We start from the raw sequence: 15,634 nt of genomic DNA, 5'->3' as shown, positions 1-15,634 counted from the left end.
TCTGGCCGGTTAGTATACACATTACTCATGGGTGATGAGCGAATCAGTTTGCATGAGCGGGCTAATTTCTGTATGATTCGCCGCCTTTGATGCAAATTGATTGTGTCAAAACTTGACCGTTACCCGAGAATTTCACGCAGCCAACATATCAGCGGTGTGAAAGGCGACGGGTAAAAATTAACATCGCGTGGTGTCTGGCGTTAGGGCTGGAAGAGCGACGCGGCCTTAAACTGAGGTTTTCCCATGAAAAAAGATATTCACCCGAAATACGAAGAAATTACTGCTACCTGTTCTTGCGGTAACGTCATGAAAATTCGCTCTACCGTAGGTCACGATCTGAACCTGGACGTCTGCGGTAAATGCCACCCGTTCTACACTGGCAAACAGCGTGACGTTGCAACCGGTGGCCGTGTTGACCGCTTCAACAAGCGTTTCAACATCCCGGGCAGCAAATAAGTTTCAGCTGTCAAAAAAAAGCGCCGACTGGCGCTTTTTTTGTATCTGAATTTTATCTTTTTTATATTTTTCATTGACGCCTTGAATAAATAACCAGAAACTAACTTGAAATGCCGTTTCTAATTTATCGGTAAATTGTTTCTATTGGTGATGTTCATCTCTCTTATCTTTCTTTTTTTGCCATGATTTTTAGTTGCTGGCAAAATTTAAAAGGTTTTAGCTTCCTCGCTTAAATAAACTTCATTACGTAATATAAAATTATCACTATCCCTTATTTTCATCATGTCGTTTTAGCAGTGGTGGTGCCGATAAGGTCAGATTGTTTTTGACGTTTTCTATTGAGAGGGATTGCTATGAAGCGTGGATATGCATTATTACTTATTCCATTATTATCTGGAGCCGCTCACGCAGGCTATGTAGATTATCGTCATGAATATTATGATGATGGACGTAACTATGACCGTGTTTATATGTCTCACCGCTTTGCGACTGGTTTTGGTGTGGCAGTAGAAGCTATCTCTCGTTCCGATGATGCGCAATCAAATGATGCGTGGAACAATATGGAAAGTAATGGCAACGAGTATACGGCAAGCTATCAATTCACCTGGCAGGGCCTCATCTGGCAGCCTGGCATCGCGGTTGAAACGGGTGATAACATGACGATCTATAAGCCTTATCTTCGCGTACAGTATAATATCAATGACAACTGGTGGACTGCGTTCCGCTATCGTCAGGAATATATGCGTAGAAATGCCGACGGCAAAGATGATCGGATGGTCTATCGCCCGGAGGCATGGCTCGGTTATAACGTCAATAACTGGATGTTTGAACTCAACGGCATTTATAAAATTGCCGATAGTGAAGATTTATATAACAACAAAAATGAAGACTATGAATATAACTTCCGTGTTGCTTATAAGATAGGGTCCTGGGTTCCTTTTGTTGAAGTGGGTAACGTGTCCTCTGGTTATAACACGACAACGACGGACGATCGCCAGACGCGTTATCGTGTGGGTCTGGGCTATAACTTCTGATTGTTAATTCCGTTAACGTGAAGCTTATCTATACAAAACATCATCAAGTTGCCTTTCAATACGCGAAACCACGCTTGCCTTAATATTCGCGTGAATAAGGCACTCAGGAGTTGACATAATGTCCAGTGATGAACATGTTATAAGAAGTAATGCAAGCATTGCTATCAGGCCTTTCGGATTCAGAGATAAAATAGGTTACTTGTGTGGCGACCTGGGGAATTGTTTTATTCTTGGGTTGGTCAATAGCTTTTTAATGATTTACTACACTAATGTGCTCGGTGTTTCCGGGGTTATTGTCGGGTCACTCTATTTTATAACAAAACTCTTTGATGCGTTTGTTGATGTCGCCGTAGGGCGCATATGCGATACGTCTAAACTGACCGTTTACGGGCGTTTTAACCCCTGGGTTCGTCGCATGAAATACCCTTTCTGCATCATTTCGGTGGTTCTTTTTCTGCCGTTTGTTCATGAATTTTCTGAAACAGCGAAAATTATCTATATCTGCTGTTCCTATTTTATTTACGGTTCGTTGTTATCGACCGTTAGCATTCCTTATGGTGCAATGTCAGCCGCGATTAGCTCGAATCCGGACGATCGTGTTTCGCTTTCGACTTACCGCAGCGTTGGCTCGGCGATTGGTGGTGGGGCAACCGGTTTTTTTATTCCCATTCTGATGTATACCACCCTTGTTGACGGAAGCCTGGTGATTTCCGGGCAACATTTCTTCTGGATTGCGATTGGCTGCTCGATACTGGCTTTTATCTTTTTAACACTGACCTGTCACTTAACGACAGAGCGCGTGCGTGTGGAAAGAAAAGAGAGCATGCCCGTTTCTGTTTTGCTGAAGGGATTGCTACGCAATAAGGCGTTGATTGTGCTGGTTGTGGTTGATCTGCTTATTGTGATTAATCAGGGTCTCTCCGGCACCAATATGACCTATCTGTTTAATGACTATTTCCACAATAAAGCCGCCATGTCTGTCGCACTCTTATTTACCTTTGGTTCCCTGATTCTGCTGGCGCCATCGGCGTCCTGGCTCACGAAGCGGTTTGGTAAAAAAGAAGCCAGCGTCGGCGCACTGTTCTTTTCAGTGGTGATGTATCTGATTATGTACTTCATCCACATTACGGATGCGAAAATCTATCTGGTCTTTCTTTTCCTTGCGACGCTAGGGGCCGGATTATTCAACCTGATGATTTGGGCATTTATGACTGATGTTTGCGACTACCATCAGTATATTACTGGCGATCGCGAAGATGGCACCGTTTATGGTGTGAACTTCTTTGCTCGCAAAGTGGGTCAGGCATGTGCGGGGGCTATTGGGGGTTTTATGCTGGCTATCATCGGCTACCAATCCTCATCAACGGGCGGGGCTGTGCAAACCAGCGTCGTGCGGGAAAATATTTACACGATGGCGAATCTGATACCGGCTTTATGCCTGTTTTTGGCCGCCGTGATGCTGATTTATTTCTATCCACTGAACCGTAAAGAAACGCTCAAAATGGAAGCAACACTGAATAAATTTAATGGGATTAGCAAATAACCCATGAGCACCACTATGAAAATAGTGGGCAGTGAGTCTGAAAGGCAGGGGAAAACCTCTGCCTTTGTTGCGTCACCACCAAAGCAGCGGCCACGACTTCTCAACCGTTTCCAGTTGCGGCGCATCAAAAAGCGCCTGCGGGGAAATAACCGTTTCATTCAGCGGGATATTTTTACCGTAGCGTTCTTTCATTTTGGCTTGCACCGCCGGGTGACTGAGATCGAAATCCTTTAGCTTTTGCAGCTTACCCATTTTCATCCCGAGCGCATGGTCATACACCTTCCACACCACTTCAGAGCAGTACTGACGCTCGTCACTCCAGGAAAAGGCCAGATCGTAAGGTTTACCGAGATATTGTTTTGCGGTTTGCGCGAGCTTTTTCTGCTGCTGTGGCGATAGCCCACCGTCAACGCGACGCACGATGTATTTTCCGTCTTTACCGTGTTTTATCCACTTTTGCAGAGGGGTATAAACCACCGGGCCAATGGCCTCAAAGACATACGGTTTTTTCTCGCGGATAACGATCATGCCGGTATGGCTATAGTCAGAATGCGTTGCCAGTTGAATCGCCTGGCTCTGGGAGGATAAGGACATTTGAAAGATGATGTCGCCGGTTTGCGGCTGCCAGGCAAAAACAGGCGTCGCAATCAGCAGACCGAAAACCAGTAAGCCTCGATTCATGGCATAACGTCCTTGTTACACAATTAAAAAGAGCGGCCAGGAAACCCGCGCCGCTCTTTTTTGCAAATCAATATTCCCATGTCTCCGGGTCGATCCCCAGTTCACGCATGATCTCTTTCGCCGCTTCCGGGATTTCATCACTGCGCTCTTTACGCAGGTCTGCGTCGTTTGGCAGGGGTTGCCCGGTAAAGGCATGCAGAAACGCTTCACACAGCAACTCACTGTTGGTGGCGTGGCGCAGGTTGTTCACCTGACGACGCGTGCGTTCATCGGTGAGGATTTTTAACACCTTCAGAGGAATGGAAACCGTAATTTTCTTTACTTGCTCACTCTTCTTACCGTGCTCAGCGTATGGGCTGATATATTCGCCGCTCCATTCAGCCATGAGATACTTAATCCTCTTTGTCATTAATATGAGGCAATGCCGCACTATTTGTGTGGCTACTCGCCATAATTCCGCATAGTTTACCGTACAGGCGATACTGTGACACTGATAAAGCGCCTGTAGTTGTGCGCTAATGCAGATAATTTTAACGGCTATTTCCAGTTTGCTCAATCTATACGCAAAGAAGTTTAGATGTCCAGATGTATTGACGTCTATTGTTAACCTGTTTACTCTGGGACCTGACTTTTCATCGACTCAGCTCAGGAACACCCTAACATGACGCGTAAACAGGCCACCATCGCAGTGCGTAGCGGGTTAAATGACGACGAACAGTATGGTTGCGTCGTTCCGCCGATTCACCTTTCCAGCACCTATAATTTTACCGGTTTTAATGAGCCTCGCGCCCATGACTACTCCCGTCGCGGCAACCCTACGCGCGATGTGGTGCAGCGTGCGCTGGCCGAACTGGAAGGGGGGGCGGGTGCGGTGCTGACCAATACCGGCATGTCGGCGATTCACCTGGTGACAACCGTATTTCTGAAGCCAGGCGATCTGCTGGTGGCACCGCATGACTGCTATGGCGGCAGCTACCGCCTGTTTGACAGTCTGGCGACGCGCGGATGCTATCGCGTGCGGTTTGTCGATCAAGGGGATGAGCAGGCGTTGCAGGCCGCGCTGGCAGAAAAACCCAAACTGGTACTGGTGGAAAGTCCGAGTAATCCGCTGTTACGCGTGGTGGATATTGCGAAAATCTGCCAACTGGCGCGTGAAGCCGGAGCCGTCAGCGTTGTCGACAACACTTTTTTAAGCCCGGCGCTGCAAAATCCGCTGGCATTGGGCGCCGATCTGGTGTTGCATTCATGCACGAAATATCTGAATGGCCACTCTGACGTGGTGGCGGGCGTGGTGATAGCCAAAGATCCGGAAATCGTCACCGAACTGGCATGGTGGGCGAATAATATCGGCGTGACCGGCGGCGCGTTTGACAGTTACCTGCTGTTGCGTGGGTTGCGTACGCTGTCGCCGCGCATGGAAGTGGCGCAACGCAATGCGCAGGCGATCGTCGATTATCTGCAAACCCAGCCGCTGGTGAAAAAGCTCTATCACCCGTCGCTGCCGGAAAATCAGGGGCATGACATTGCCGTGCGTCAGCAGAAAGGTTTTGGCGCAATGTTGAGTTTTGAACTGGATGGCGATGAGCAGACGCTGCGTCGTTTCCTGAGCGGGCTGTCGTTGTTTACGCTGGCGGAATCCTTAGGGGGAGTGGAAAGCCTAATCTCTCACGCCGCAACGATGACGCATGCCGGCATGGCACCAGAAGCGCGTGCCGCTGCCGGGATCTCCGAGACGCTGCTGCGTATCTCCACCGGTATTGAAGATGGCGAAGATTTAATTGCCGACCTGGAAAATGGCTTCCGGGCTGCAAACAAGGGGTAAACATGAGTGTGATTGCGCAGGCAGGGGCGAAGGGTCGTCAACTGCACAAATTTGGTGGTAGTAGTCTGGCTGACGTGAAATGTTATCTGCGCGTCGCGGGCATCATGGCGGAATACTCACAGCCTGACGACATGATGGTGGTTTCCGCTGCGGGCAGTACGACCAACCAACTGATCAGTTGGCTGAAATTAAGTCAGACCGATCGCCTTTCTGCGCATCAGGTGCAACAGACCCTGCGCCGCTATCAGTGTGAGCTGATTAGCGGCCTGCTTCCCGCTGACGTGGCGGATGGATTAACCAGCCTGTTTATTAGCGATCTGGAGCGTCTGGCAAACCTGCTGGACAGCGGCGTGAATGACGCTGTTTATGCGGAGGTGGTAGGTCATGGTGAAGTATGGTCGGCACGTCTGATGTCTGCGGTACTGAATCAGCATGGCATGGCGTCGGCCTGGCTGGATGCGCGTGAATTCTTACGCGCCGAGCGCGCCGCGCAACCGCAGGTGGATGAAGGACTTTCTTACCCGTTATTGCAGCAACTGCTGATCCAGCACCCGCAAAAACGTCTGGTGGTGACCGGTTTTATCAGCCGTAGTAATGCGGGTGATACGGTGCTGCTGGGTCGTAACGGTTCTGACTATTCCGCCACGCAGGTTGGCGCGCTGGCGGGCGTTTCCCGCGTCACCATCTGGAGCGACGTGGCCGGGGTGTACAGCGCCGACCCACGTAAAGTTAAAGACGCCTGCCTGTTGCCGCTGTTGCGTCTGGATGAAGCCAGCGAGCTGGCGCGCCTGGCGGCACCGGTTCTGCACACCCGTACGCTGCAGCCGGTTTCCGGGAGCGATATCGATCTCCAGTTGCGCTGTAGCTACACGCCGGATCAAGGCTCTACGCGCATTGAGCGCGTACTGGCTTCAGGTACCGGCGCGCGTATCGTGACCAGCCATGATGACGTTTGCCTGATTGAATTTCAGGTTCCTGCCAGCCAGGACTTTAAGCAGGCGCATAAGGATATCGACCAGGTCCTCAAGCGTGCGCAGGTGCGTCCGCTGGCCGTTGGCGTTCATACCGATCGTCACCTGCTGCAGTTCTGCTACACCTCGGAAGTGGCGGATAGCGCTCTGCGAATCCTCGATGAAGCGGGTTTGCCGGGTGAACTGCGTTTGCGTCAGGGGCTGGCGCTGGTGGCGATGGTGGGGGCGGGCGTCACCCGTAATCCGCTGCACTGCCACCGTTTTTGGCAGCAGCTGAAAGGACAGCCGGTGGAATTTACCTGGCAGTCGGAAGAGGGCATCAGCCTGGTGGCCGTGCTGCGTACCGGCCCGACGGAGAGCCTGATTCAGGGTCTGCATCAGTCCATTTTCCGCGCAGAAAAACGCATCGGCCTGGTGCTCTTTGGCAAGGGCAATATTGGTTCCCGCTGGCTGGAACTGTTTGCTCGCGAGCAGAGTACGCTCTCGGCGCGTACCGGTTTTGAATTTGTGCTGGCAGGGGTGGTGGATAGCCGTCGCAGCCTGTTGAACTACGAAGGGCTTGATGCCAGCCGGGCGCTGGCGTTCTTCAATGATGAAGCCATTGAACAGGATGAAGAGTCGCTGTTCCTGTGGATGCGCGCGCACCCGTATGACGATCTGGTGGTGCTGGATGTGACCGCAAGCGAACAGCTTGCCGATCAGTATCTCGACTTCGCCAGTCACGGTTTCCACGTCATCAGCGCTAACAAACTGGCCGGGGCGAGCACCAGCAATAAGTATCGCCAGATCCACGACGCGTTTGATAAGACCGGGCGTCACTGGCTGTACAACGCCACCGTGGGGGCGGGGTTGCCGATCAACCACACCGTGCGCGATCTGATCGACAGCGGCGACACTATCCTGTCAATCAGCGGGATCTTCTCCGGCACGCTGTCCTGGCTATTCCTGCAGTTTGATGGCTCTGTACCGTTTACCGATCTGGTGGATCAGGCCTGGCAGCAGGGACTGACGGAGCCGGATCCGCGCGTCGACCTGTCGGGTAAAGATGTGATGCGCAAGCTGGTGATTCTGGCGCGTGAAGCGGGCTACGACATCGAGCCGGATCAGGTTCGCGTTGAGTCGCTGGTTCCCGCACATTGTGAAGAAGGTTCAATCGATCACTTCTTTGAAAATGGCGATGAACTGAACGACCAGATGGTGCAACGTCTGGAAGCGGCCCGCGAAATGGGGCTGGTGCTGCGCTATGTGGCACGTTTCGATGCCAACGGCAAAGCGCGCGTCGGCGTCGAAGCCGTTCGTCCAGAGCACCCGCTGGCAGCGCTGCTGCCGTGCGATAACGTCTTCGCCATTGAAAGTCGCTGGTATCGCGATAATCCGTTGGTGATCCGCGGACCCGGTGCCGGTCGTGACGTTACCGCCGGGGCGATCCAGTCAGATATTAACCGTCTGGCGCAACTGCTGTAGTTTTTGCCGGATGGCGCTGCGCTTATCCGGCCTACGGTTCTGTAATCAGCCTTCAGGGTTCGCCGCAAACACCTCTTTTGCGGCGAACAGACCGTTTAACGCGGCTGGAAAGCCTGCATATACTGCCATCTGCATCATCACCTCAATAATTTCCTCCTGCGTTAACCCGACGTGCAGCGCGGCGGCAATATGTACCTTCAACTGCGGCGTGGCATTACCCAGCGCGGTCAATGCGGCGACGGTGGCAATCTCCCGACTGCGTAAATCCAGCCCGGGTCGGGAATAGATGTCGCCAAAAGGAAACTCAATCAGATAGCGGGCGAAGTCGGGAGCAATATCTTTCAGGCTCTCGACGACGGCATCGCCGCCTTTGCCATCGACCTGCTGTAGCATGTCCTGACCGGTAATAAAACGTTCCGAATGCATGGTGTCTTCCTCGTTTGTGTAATGTATGGCGTGAGGATAGGGCGGGCGGAATCATTTGGATAATACCGTTTCCGTGATACCTTTTCGGTATGACAACACCGCCTCTGCACTCGCTGGATATCCGCCTGCTGCGCTACTTCGCCGTGGTGGCGGAAGAGAACAACATGAGCCGGGCGGCCCAGCGACTGTTTATGTCGCAACCGCCGCTCAGCCGCCACATACGCCAGCTTGAAGAACGTCTGGGGGTAACGCTGTTTGTCCGTCATACCAAAGGCCTGACGCTGACAAATGAGGGACTGCAGGTGCTGGAGATCGTACGTCCGCTGCTGGAACTGCAGGATAAAACCTGGGCAGCTCTGAGTCAGCTCGCGCCAAATGATGTGCAGTCGCTGCGTCTGGGGCTGACGACGGCGTTTGAGCAGGGGGTTTTCGCTGGGCTGGAAACGCAGATGAATACCCGGGTGAAGACCCTGCGTCTGGTGCGCCAGGGCTCGCCCGATCTGGTGCGTCAGGTGCGACGCGGAAAACTGGATGCTGCCGTGGTGGCGTTGCCGCTGGAGTCCGTCGGACTTGCCGTCACGTCGCTCGACTGGCACGAGCCGCTCATCGCGGCGCTACCCGCCATCTGGCCAGAGGCAGGCAGAGAGTCTCTCCTCCTGGCGGAACTTAACCACCGGCCGCTGTTCTGGTTCAGCCGGGAACGTAATCCGGCCTTCTTTGACGCTACGCGGGAATGCTTTCAGCGCGTGGGTTACGCCCCGGCCTGTCTTGAAGAGCCGCTGGAGCATGACGTTCTGCTGGCGCGAATTGCGCATGGCGACGGTCTGAGCTTACTTCCGGCCTCCTTTGCCGCCATTCAGCGCCAGGGCGTGGTTTTTCGTCCACTGCGCAACGGTGAACTCAGTATTCAGGCGGGGCTGGTAATGCTGCCGGAGAACGTTGCGCGCTTACAGTGGCTGAAAAGCGTGATGTCAGCCCTCTGAATGGCGGGCTAACGTGAATTTTTTTCATCTTCCCTGACTTTTCCTCACCATCAACGATGATTTTTCAGTTGACGTCATCGTGCTTTTCCGTCATTTTTACATCTGGACGTCTAAACGGATAGATGTTCACAACGCAACATATAATGATAAGCGATTGATGAGGTAAGGTATGAGCTTTTTTCACGCCAACCAGCGGGAAGCCCTGAATCAGAGCCTGGCGGAAGTCCAGGGTCAGATTAACGTTTCGTTCGAGTTTTTCCCGCCGCGCACCAGTGAAATGGAGCAAACCCTGTGGAATTCCATCGATCGCCTGAGCAGCCTGAAGCCGAAGTTTGTTTCGGTAACCTACGGCGCAAACTCTGGCGAGCGCGACCGTACGCACAGTATTATCAAAGGGATTAAAGATCGCACGGGTCTGGAAGCCGCACCGCACCTGACCTGTATTGACGCGACTCGCGATGAGCTGCGCACTATCGCGCAGGACTACTGGAACAACGGTATCCGCCACATTGTTGCGCTGCGTGGCGACCTGCCAGCGGGCAGCGGCAAGCCGGATATGTATGCTGCCGATCTGGTGAGCCTGCTCAAAGAGGTGGCTGACTTTGATATCTCCGTCGCCGCTTACCCGGAAGTGCACCCGGAAGCGAAAAGCGCGCAGGCGGACTTGCTCAACCTGAAGCGTAAAGTGGATGCCGGGGCGAATCGCGCCATCACCCAATTTTTCTTTGATGTCGAAAGCTACCTGCGTTTTCGCGATCGCTGCGTCTCTGCGGGCATCGACGTGGAAATCATTCCTGGCATTCTGCCGGTCTCGAACTTTAAGCAGGCGAAGAAGTTTGCTGATATGACCAATGTGCGCATTCCGTCGTGGATGTCACAAATGTTTAACGGCCTCGATGACGATGCGGAAACCCGCAAGCTGGTGGGGGCAAATATCGCCATGGACATGGTGAAAATTTTAAGCCGGGAAGGGGTAAAAGATTTTCATTTTTATACACTTAACCGCGCTGAAATGAGCTACGCGATTTGCCACACGCTGGGCGTCAGACCCGGTGTATAAAATGCCTCGGCCCTCCCCGGAGGGCTTTTTTACACCTCATTTTGATCTACATCTCTGTAACTAAAAATATAAAAGGTATCAGCTATCGAATCTGTGGATTATTTCGACTATATCTTATCTCTGTAGGTGTATATCGTAATGTAAACACTGTAAAGGGAGCATATAGATGAGCACGCCAGACGATATCCATAACCCGACGTCCGCCGGAAAATGTCCTTTTCATCAGGGCGGCCATGACCAGAGCGCTGGAGCAGGAACAACCAGCCGTGACTGGTGGCCTAACCAGCTCCGCGTCGACCTTTTAAACCAACATTCCAGTCGCTCAAACCCGCTGGGTGAAGATTTCGATTACCGCAAAGAATTCAGCAAATTAGATTATTCCGCGCTGAAAGGCGATCTCAGAGCGCTTCTCACCGAATCTCAACCGTGGTGGCCTGCTGACTGGGGAACTTATGCCGGTCTGTTTATCCGCATGGCCTGGCACGGTGCAGGTACCTATCGTTCCGTTGATGGCCGCGGCGGTGCGGGTCGCGGACAGCAGCGTTTTGCTCCCCTGAACTCCTGGCCGGATAACGTGAGCCTGGACAAGGCGCGTCGCCTGTTGTGGCCAATCAAGCAAAAATACGGGCAAAAAATTTCCTGGGCAGACTTGTTTATTCTGGCGGGTAACGTCGCGCTGGAAAACTCGGGCTTCCGTACCTTTGGTTTCGGTGCGGGTCGCGAGGACGTCTGGGAACCGGATCTGGATGTGAACTGGGGCGATGAGAAAACGTGGCTTGCCCACCGTGACCCGGAAGAGCTGGCAAAACGTCCTTTAGCCGCCACCGAGATGGGGCTGATCTACGTTAACCCGGAAGGCCCTAACGCCAGCGGTGAACCGCTTTCTGCGGCCTCAGCAATTCGTGCAACCTTTGGCAACATGGGGATGGACGATGAAGAAACCGTCGCGTTGATTGCAGGCGGTCACACGTTGGGTAAAACCCACGGCGCAGGCCCGGCGACACATGTCGGTCCGGACCCGGAAGTGGCACCGATCGAAAACCAGGGTTTAGGCTGGAAAAGCGATTTTGGTAGCGGTGTGGGCGCGGATGCGATTACCTCCGGACTGGAAGTGGTCTGGACGCAAACCCCAACCCAATGGAGCAACTACTTCTTCGAGAACCTGTTCAAATATGAGTGGGTACAGACGCGTAGCCCGGCTGGCGCCATCCAGTTTGAAGCGGTTGATGCGCCAGAAATTATTCCCGATCCGTTCGACCCGTCGAAAAAACGCAAGCCCACCATGCTGGTCACCGACCTGACGCTGCGCTTTGATCCGGAATTCGAAAAAATTTCCCGTCGCTTCCTGAACGATCCGCAGGCGTTTAACGAAGCCTTCGCCCGTGCGTGGTTCAAATTGACCCACCGTGATATGGGGCCGAAAGCGCGTTACATCGGACCGGAAGTGCCAAAAGAAGATCTGATTTGGCAGGATCCGCTGCCGCAACCGACCTTCAATCCGACAGAAGAAGATATCCTGAGCCTGAAGTCCGCGATTGCCGCGTCTGGCCTCTCTGTTGGCGAGCTGGTGTCCGTCGCGTGGGCATCTGCGTCAACCTTCCGCGGTGGTGATAAACGTGGCGGGGCGAACGGTGCGCGTCTGGCATTAGCGCCGCAACGCGGTTGGGATGTCAATGCGATTGCCACGCGTGTGCTGCCGGTTCTGGAGAAAATCCAGCGCGACTCGGCTAAAGCCTCGCTGGCCGATATCATCGTTCTGGCCGGTGTCGTCGGGGTTGAACAAGCCGCCAGCGCCGCAGGTGTCAGCATTCATGTGCCGTTCACCCCTGGTCGCGTGGACGCGCGCCAGGATCAGACGGATGTCGAGATGTTTGAACTGCTCAAACCGATCGCTGATGGTTTCCGTAACTATCGCGGTGAACCTGGCGCGGCAACGACAGAGTCTCTGCTGATTGATAAAGCGCAGCAGTTGACCCTGACCGCACCGGAAATGACCGTACTGGTGGGGGGGCTGCGCGTTCTTGGCGCGAACTACGATGGCAGTAAGCATGGCGTCTTTACCGATCGTCCGGGCGTGCTCAGCAATGACTTCTTCGTCAACCTGCTGGATATGCGTCATGAATGGAAACCGGTTGATGAGTCAAACGAACAGTTTGAAGGCCGCGATCGTCAGACCGGTGAAGTGAAATACACCGCTTCCCGTGCGGACCTGGTCTTTGGCTCTCATGCGGTATTGCGTGCTCTGGCGGAAGTGTATGCCGGTAGCGATGCGCATGTGAAGTTCGTGAAGGACTTCGTTGCGGCATGGGTGAAAGTGATGAACCTGGACCGCTTCGACCTGCAGTAATCCCGATTCTGACGTAATCTGACCCCACTTCAGCGACTGCTTGCAGTCGCTGAAGTGTATCAGTAGGGGTATAGTGTTCACAGGAAACGTCAATCTACTGGATTAATCATGTCTGTCTCAGGAAAGGGCAATCCACTGGCAATCGGTGGTCTTATCTTACTTACCCTTATCTGGAGCTATAGCTGGATTTTTATGAAGCAGGTCACGAGCTATATCGGCGCGTTCGACTTCACTGCATTACGCTGTATCTTCGGAACCTTACTATTATTCATCGTCCTCCTCCTGCGCGGCCGCGGTCTGCGCCCGACGCCGTTCAAATACACGCTGGCGATTGCGCTATTACAGACCTGCGGCATGATCGGGCTGGCGCAGTGGGCGCTGATGAGCGGCGGGGCGGGAAAGGTCGCGATTCTGACCTATACCATGCCATTCTGGGTCGTCATTCTGGCGGCGCTGTTTCTGGGCGAAAGGCTACGGCGTTTGCAATACGCGGCAATTATGATTGCGGCTATTGGTTTACTGCTGGTGATGCAGCCGTGGCAACTGAATTACGCCTCGCTGAAGAGTGCGTTGCTGGCGATCCTCTCCGGGGTCAGTTGGGGCGCGAGCGCCATTGTCGCCAAACGAATGTATGCCCGCCATCCTCGTATTGATTTATTGTCGTTAACCGCCTGGCAGATGTTGTATGCCGTGCTGGTGATGAGTGTGGTAGCCTGGTGGGTTCCACAACCGGTGGTTGACTGGCAGCCCATCGTATTCTGGGCGCTGGCCTATAGCGCGATTCTGGCGACAGCGCTGGCCTGGAGTTTGTGGCTGTTTGTGTTGAGGAATCTGCCTGCCAGTATTGCCAGCTTAAGTACCCTGGCGGTTCCGGTGTGCGGCGTTCTGTTTTCCTGGTGGCTGCTTGGCGAAAACCCCGGTCCTGTCGAGGGTGGGGGAATTGTGCTGATTGTCATGGCGTTGGCGATTGTCAGCCGGAAAAAGCGCGAAGTACAGACAGTTGAACAGGCTTGATAACATAAGAAACACTCCCGGACGATGCCGGGAGTGTTATGCGTTTTATTCCCACTCTTGCAGATAGCGCTGACCGTACTGGTCGGCAACCAACAGCGCTGCATAAACCTGATCCGGCGTCGCGCCGCCAGGCATGTTATGAATGGTTTCGCCTTCCGCGCAGGCGGCTTCCGCCACGATACGCATCTTCGCCGGAATATCCTGTTTGATATCCAGTTGCGCCAGCGTAATCGGCAGACCGACGGAATGGCAAACTGCGGCAACGGTCTCAATCTCTTCAACCGGCGCGTTTTCCAGAACCAACTGAGTCAGCGTACCAAATGCCACTTTTTCACCGTGATAGTAGTGGTGCGCATCCGGGATCGCCGTCAGACCATTGTGAACCGCGTGTGCGGCGGCCAGACCGCCGCTTTCAAAGCCGACGCCGCTCAGATAGGTATTAGCTTCAATTACGCGCTCAAGCGCCGGGGTGACGACGTGCTGCTCGGCGGCCAGCATTGCTTTTTCACCCTCTTCAAGCAGCGTGTTGTAGCACAGTTCAGCCAGCGCCAGTGCCGCCTGAGTGCATTTGCCGCCCGCCATGGTGATCGCGCCGCTGCGTGAACACGCGCGCGCTTCAAACCAGGTCGCCAGCGCATCACCAATCCCTGCGGCTAACAGACGCGCCGGTGCACCGGCAACGATTTTGGTGTCGACAATCACCATATGCGGGTTATGCGGTAGCAGCAGATAACGGTCAAATTCACCGGCGTCGGTGTAGATAACGGAAAGGGCGCTACATGGCGCATCGGTTGAGGCGATGGTTGGTGCGATCGCCACAGGCAGGTTCATAAAGTGGGCAAGGGCTTTCGCGGTATCCAGCGTTTTGCCGCCGCCGATGCCGAGAACGGCGCCGCACTGCGCGTTTTCCGCCACGCTGCGCAAACGGTCGATCTCGTTTTGCGAGCATTCACCGCCAAATGGCGCAACTTCCAGCGCCAGTCCTGCGTTTTTAAAGCTTTTTTCCAGTTCGCCCTGGGCGAAACCGAGAACAAATTTATCGCCGACAACCAGCCAACGTTCAGCCAACGGCTTGAGGTATTCGCCAAGACGAGTGATGACATCTGCACCCTGGATGTACTTACCGGGGGATTGAATAATGCGGTCCATATCCTATTTTCCTCACAGGTTGATGTTACCGAATGCGTTTTTCCAGTCTTGCTCAAACTTCTCAACAGCTGACTGTACCGCAGGGGTATCGAGCATTTGTTGCGCTACATCTAAAGGAAGGGTGATCGCTTCACAACCCGCCAGCAGACAATCCAGCGCCTGGCGTGGGGTTTTAAAACTGGCGGCCAGCACCTTGCTTTTCGGCGCATGCCGTTCCAGCAGCGTCTGTAATTCCTGTACCGTACGGATACCGTCTCCGCCCTGGGCATCCACGCGGTTGACGTAAGGCGCGACATATTTCGCTCCCGCCAGCGCGGCAAGCAGTCCCTGAGACGCGCTGTACACAGCGGTACCCAGTGTGACAATGCCCTCTTTTTTCAACTGCTTGATGGCAACCAGTCCTTCAGAGGTCACCGGGATTTTCACCACAATTCCCGGAACGGCATTGTTCAGACGTTTGGCTTCGTTCACCATTCCCTGCGCATCGCGGCTCATGGTCTGGGCAAACAGAATGCCGTGTTCGCCAATCACCCTTTGCAGACGCGGCAGGACATCCCAGATAGATTCTTTGCTTGCCGCCACAATGCTCGGGTTGGTTGTTACCCCGGCGATGGGGAAGATGCGGGCCAGACGTTCGACTTCCGCCACATTGGCGCTATCCAGATACAGTTCCATTTTGCTTCC

At 53.7% G+C, this 15,634-nt stretch carries 14 protein-coding genes; 9 read left to right on the top strand and 5 right to left on the bottom strand.

Going from position 1 to position 15,634, the window contains the following annotated elements; genetic code table 11:
* Positions 1-243: 243 nt before the first annotated feature.
* The 3 genes from rpmE to OGY35_RS12045 all read left to right on the top strand — a co-directional run bounded on the left by rpmE (position 244) and on the right by OGY35_RS12045 (position 3,033).
* Complete coding sequence (gene rpmE, locus OGY35_RS12055) at positions 244-456, top strand: 50S ribosomal protein L31 (RefSeq protein ID WP_042325590.1); 213 nt, start codon at positions 244-246, stop codon at positions 454-456.
* 353 nt (positions 457-809) lie between these two features.
* On the top strand, positions 810-1,490 hold the full coding sequence (locus tag OGY35_RS12050; protein ID WP_046493449.1) for an oligogalacturonate-specific porin KdgM family protein: 681 nt from the start codon (positions 810-812) through the stop codon (positions 1,488-1,490).
* Between the two features lie 118 nt (positions 1,491-1,608).
* The gene (locus OGY35_RS12045) at positions 1,609-3,033 is read left to right on the top strand and encodes an MFS transporter (RefSeq protein ID WP_152401240.1); all 1,425 of its coding nucleotides are present in this window, start codon (positions 1,609-1,611) and stop codon (positions 3,031-3,033) included.
* A 72-nt stretch (positions 3,034-3,105) separates the two neighbouring features.
* Here the strand turns inward: OGY35_RS12045 and OGY35_RS12040 are convergent, their stop codons facing one another.
* Together OGY35_RS12040 and metJ are read right to left on the bottom strand one after the other, a co-directional pair.
* Positions 3,106-3,714, bottom strand: coding sequence for a YiiX family permuted papain-like enzyme (locus OGY35_RS12040; protein ID WP_286632379.1), 609 nt, complete (start codon positions 3,712-3,714; stop codon positions 3,106-3,108).
* Between the two features lie 67 nt (positions 3,715-3,781).
* Positions 3,782-4,099: a met regulon transcriptional regulator MetJ gene (gene metJ, locus OGY35_RS12035; RefSeq protein WP_042325599.1), complete on the bottom strand. Its 318-nt coding sequence runs from the start codon at positions 4,097-4,099 to the stop codon at positions 3,782-3,784.
* A gap of 276 nt (positions 4,100-4,375) precedes the next feature.
* Between metJ and metB the strand changes: the two genes are divergently transcribed.
* The gene (gene metB, locus OGY35_RS12030) at positions 4,376-5,536 is read left to right on the top strand and encodes a cystathionine gamma-synthase (protein ID WP_152401244.1); all 1,161 of its coding nucleotides are present in this window, start codon (positions 4,376-4,378) and stop codon (positions 5,534-5,536) included.
* Between the two features lie 2 nt (positions 5,537-5,538).
* Positions 5,539-7,971, top strand: coding sequence for a bifunctional aspartate kinase/homoserine dehydrogenase II (gene metL, locus OGY35_RS12025; protein WP_286632378.1), 2,433 nt, complete (start codon positions 5,539-5,541; stop codon positions 7,969-7,971).
* Positions 7,972-8,016: 45 nt separating this feature from the next.
* Here the strand turns inward: metL and OGY35_RS12020 are convergent, their stop codons facing one another.
* Positions 8,017-8,397: a carboxymuconolactone decarboxylase family protein gene (locus tag OGY35_RS12020; protein WP_195619912.1), complete on the bottom strand. Its 381-nt coding sequence runs from the start codon at positions 8,395-8,397 to the stop codon at positions 8,017-8,019.
* 89 nt (positions 8,398-8,486) lie between these two features.
* Between OGY35_RS12020 and OGY35_RS12015 the strand changes: the two genes are divergently transcribed.
* From OGY35_RS12015 to OGY35_RS12000, 4 genes are all read left to right on the top strand, one after another.
* Complete coding sequence (locus tag OGY35_RS12015; protein WP_286632377.1) at positions 8,487-9,380, top strand: LysR family transcriptional regulator; 894 nt, start codon at positions 8,487-8,489, stop codon at positions 9,378-9,380.
* Positions 9,381-9,549: 169 nt separating this feature from the next.
* The gene (gene metF, locus OGY35_RS12010) at positions 9,550-10,440 is read left to right on the top strand and encodes a methylenetetrahydrofolate reductase (RefSeq protein WP_046493473.1); all 891 of its coding nucleotides are present in this window, start codon (positions 9,550-9,552) and stop codon (positions 10,438-10,440) included.
* Between the two features lie 166 nt (positions 10,441-10,606).
* Positions 10,607-12,787: a catalase/peroxidase HPI gene (katG, locus tag OGY35_RS12005; RefSeq protein WP_286632376.1), complete on the top strand. Its 2,181-nt coding sequence runs from the start codon at positions 10,607-10,609 to the stop codon at positions 12,785-12,787.
* A 108-nt stretch (positions 12,788-12,895) separates the two neighbouring features.
* Entirely contained in the window at positions 12,896-13,801 is a 906-nt protein-coding gene (locus OGY35_RS12000) for a DMT family transporter (protein ID WP_286632375.1), read from the top strand.
* Positions 13,802-13,846: 45 nt separating this feature from the next.
* On the opposite strand, the gene gldA is transcribed toward OGY35_RS12000, so the two are convergent.
* Together gldA and fsa are read right to left on the bottom strand one after the other, a co-directional pair.
* Positions 13,847-14,950, bottom strand: coding sequence for a bifunctional L-1,2-propanediol dehydrogenase/glycerol dehydrogenase (gldA, locus tag OGY35_RS11995; RefSeq protein ID WP_046493479.1), 1,104 nt, complete (start codon positions 14,948-14,950; stop codon positions 13,847-13,849).
* Between the two features lie 12 nt (positions 14,951-14,962).
* On the bottom strand, positions 14,963-15,625 hold the full coding sequence (fsa, locus tag OGY35_RS11990) for a fructose-6-phosphate aldolase (protein WP_152401257.1): 663 nt from the start codon (positions 15,623-15,625) through the stop codon (positions 14,963-14,965).
* Between the last annotated feature and the right edge of the window lie 9 nt (positions 15,626-15,634).

The sequence above is a fragment of the Citrobacter sp. Ct235 genome (assembly GCF_030332305.1).
Taxonomy (GTDB): Bacteria; Pseudomonadota; Gammaproteobacteria; order Enterobacterales; family Enterobacteriaceae; genus Citrobacter_A; species Citrobacter_A telavivensis.
The sequence above is the reverse complement of the archived record's forward strand: the minus strand, read 5'-3'. Positions and strand labels throughout refer to the sequence as shown.

What these genes read in the sequence shown, in the direction of transcription:
- rpmE (WP_042325590.1), top strand. Translation starts at nt 244, where the DNA reads ATGAAAAAAGATATTCACCCGAAATACGAAGAAATTACTGCTACCTGT.
- OGY35_RS12050 (WP_046493449.1), top strand. Translation starts at nt 810, where the DNA reads ATGAAGCGTGGATATGCATTATTACTTATTCCATTATTATCTGGAGCC.
- OGY35_RS12045 (WP_152401240.1), top strand. Translation starts at nt 1,609, where the DNA reads ATGTCCAGTGATGAACATGTTATAAGAAGTAATGCAAGCATTGCTATC.
- OGY35_RS12040 (WP_286632379.1), bottom strand. Translation starts at nt 3,714, where the DNA reads ATGAATCGAGGCTTACTGGTTTTCGGTCTGCTGATTGCGACGCCTGTT.
- metJ (WP_042325599.1), bottom strand. Translation starts at nt 4,099, where the DNA reads ATGGCTGAATGGAGCGGCGAATATATCAGCCCATACGCTGAGCACGGT.
- metB (WP_152401244.1), top strand. Translation starts at nt 4,376, where the DNA reads ATGACGCGTAAACAGGCCACCATCGCAGTGCGTAGCGGGTTAAATGAC.
- metL (WP_286632378.1), top strand. Translation starts at nt 5,539, where the DNA reads ATGAGTGTGATTGCGCAGGCAGGGGCGAAGGGTCGTCAACTGCACAAA.
- OGY35_RS12020 (WP_195619912.1), bottom strand. Translation starts at nt 8,397, where the DNA reads ATGCATTCGGAACGTTTTATTACCGGTCAGGACATGCTACAGCAGGTC.
- OGY35_RS12015 (WP_286632377.1), top strand. Translation starts at nt 8,487, where the DNA reads ATGACAACACCGCCTCTGCACTCGCTGGATATCCGCCTGCTGCGCTAC.
- metF (WP_046493473.1), top strand. Translation starts at nt 9,550, where the DNA reads ATGAGCTTTTTTCACGCCAACCAGCGGGAAGCCCTGAATCAGAGCCTG.
- katG (WP_286632376.1), top strand. Translation starts at nt 10,607, where the DNA reads ATGAGCACGCCAGACGATATCCATAACCCGACGTCCGCCGGAAAATGT.
- OGY35_RS12000 (WP_286632375.1), top strand. Translation starts at nt 12,896, where the DNA reads ATGTCTGTCTCAGGAAAGGGCAATCCACTGGCAATCGGTGGTCTTATC.
- gldA (WP_046493479.1), bottom strand. Translation starts at nt 14,950, where the DNA reads ATGGACCGCATTATTCAATCCCCCGGTAAGTACATCCAGGGTGCAGAT.
- fsa (WP_152401257.1), bottom strand. Translation starts at nt 15,625, where the DNA reads ATGGAACTGTATCTGGATAGCGCCAATGTGGCGGAAGTCGAACGTCTG.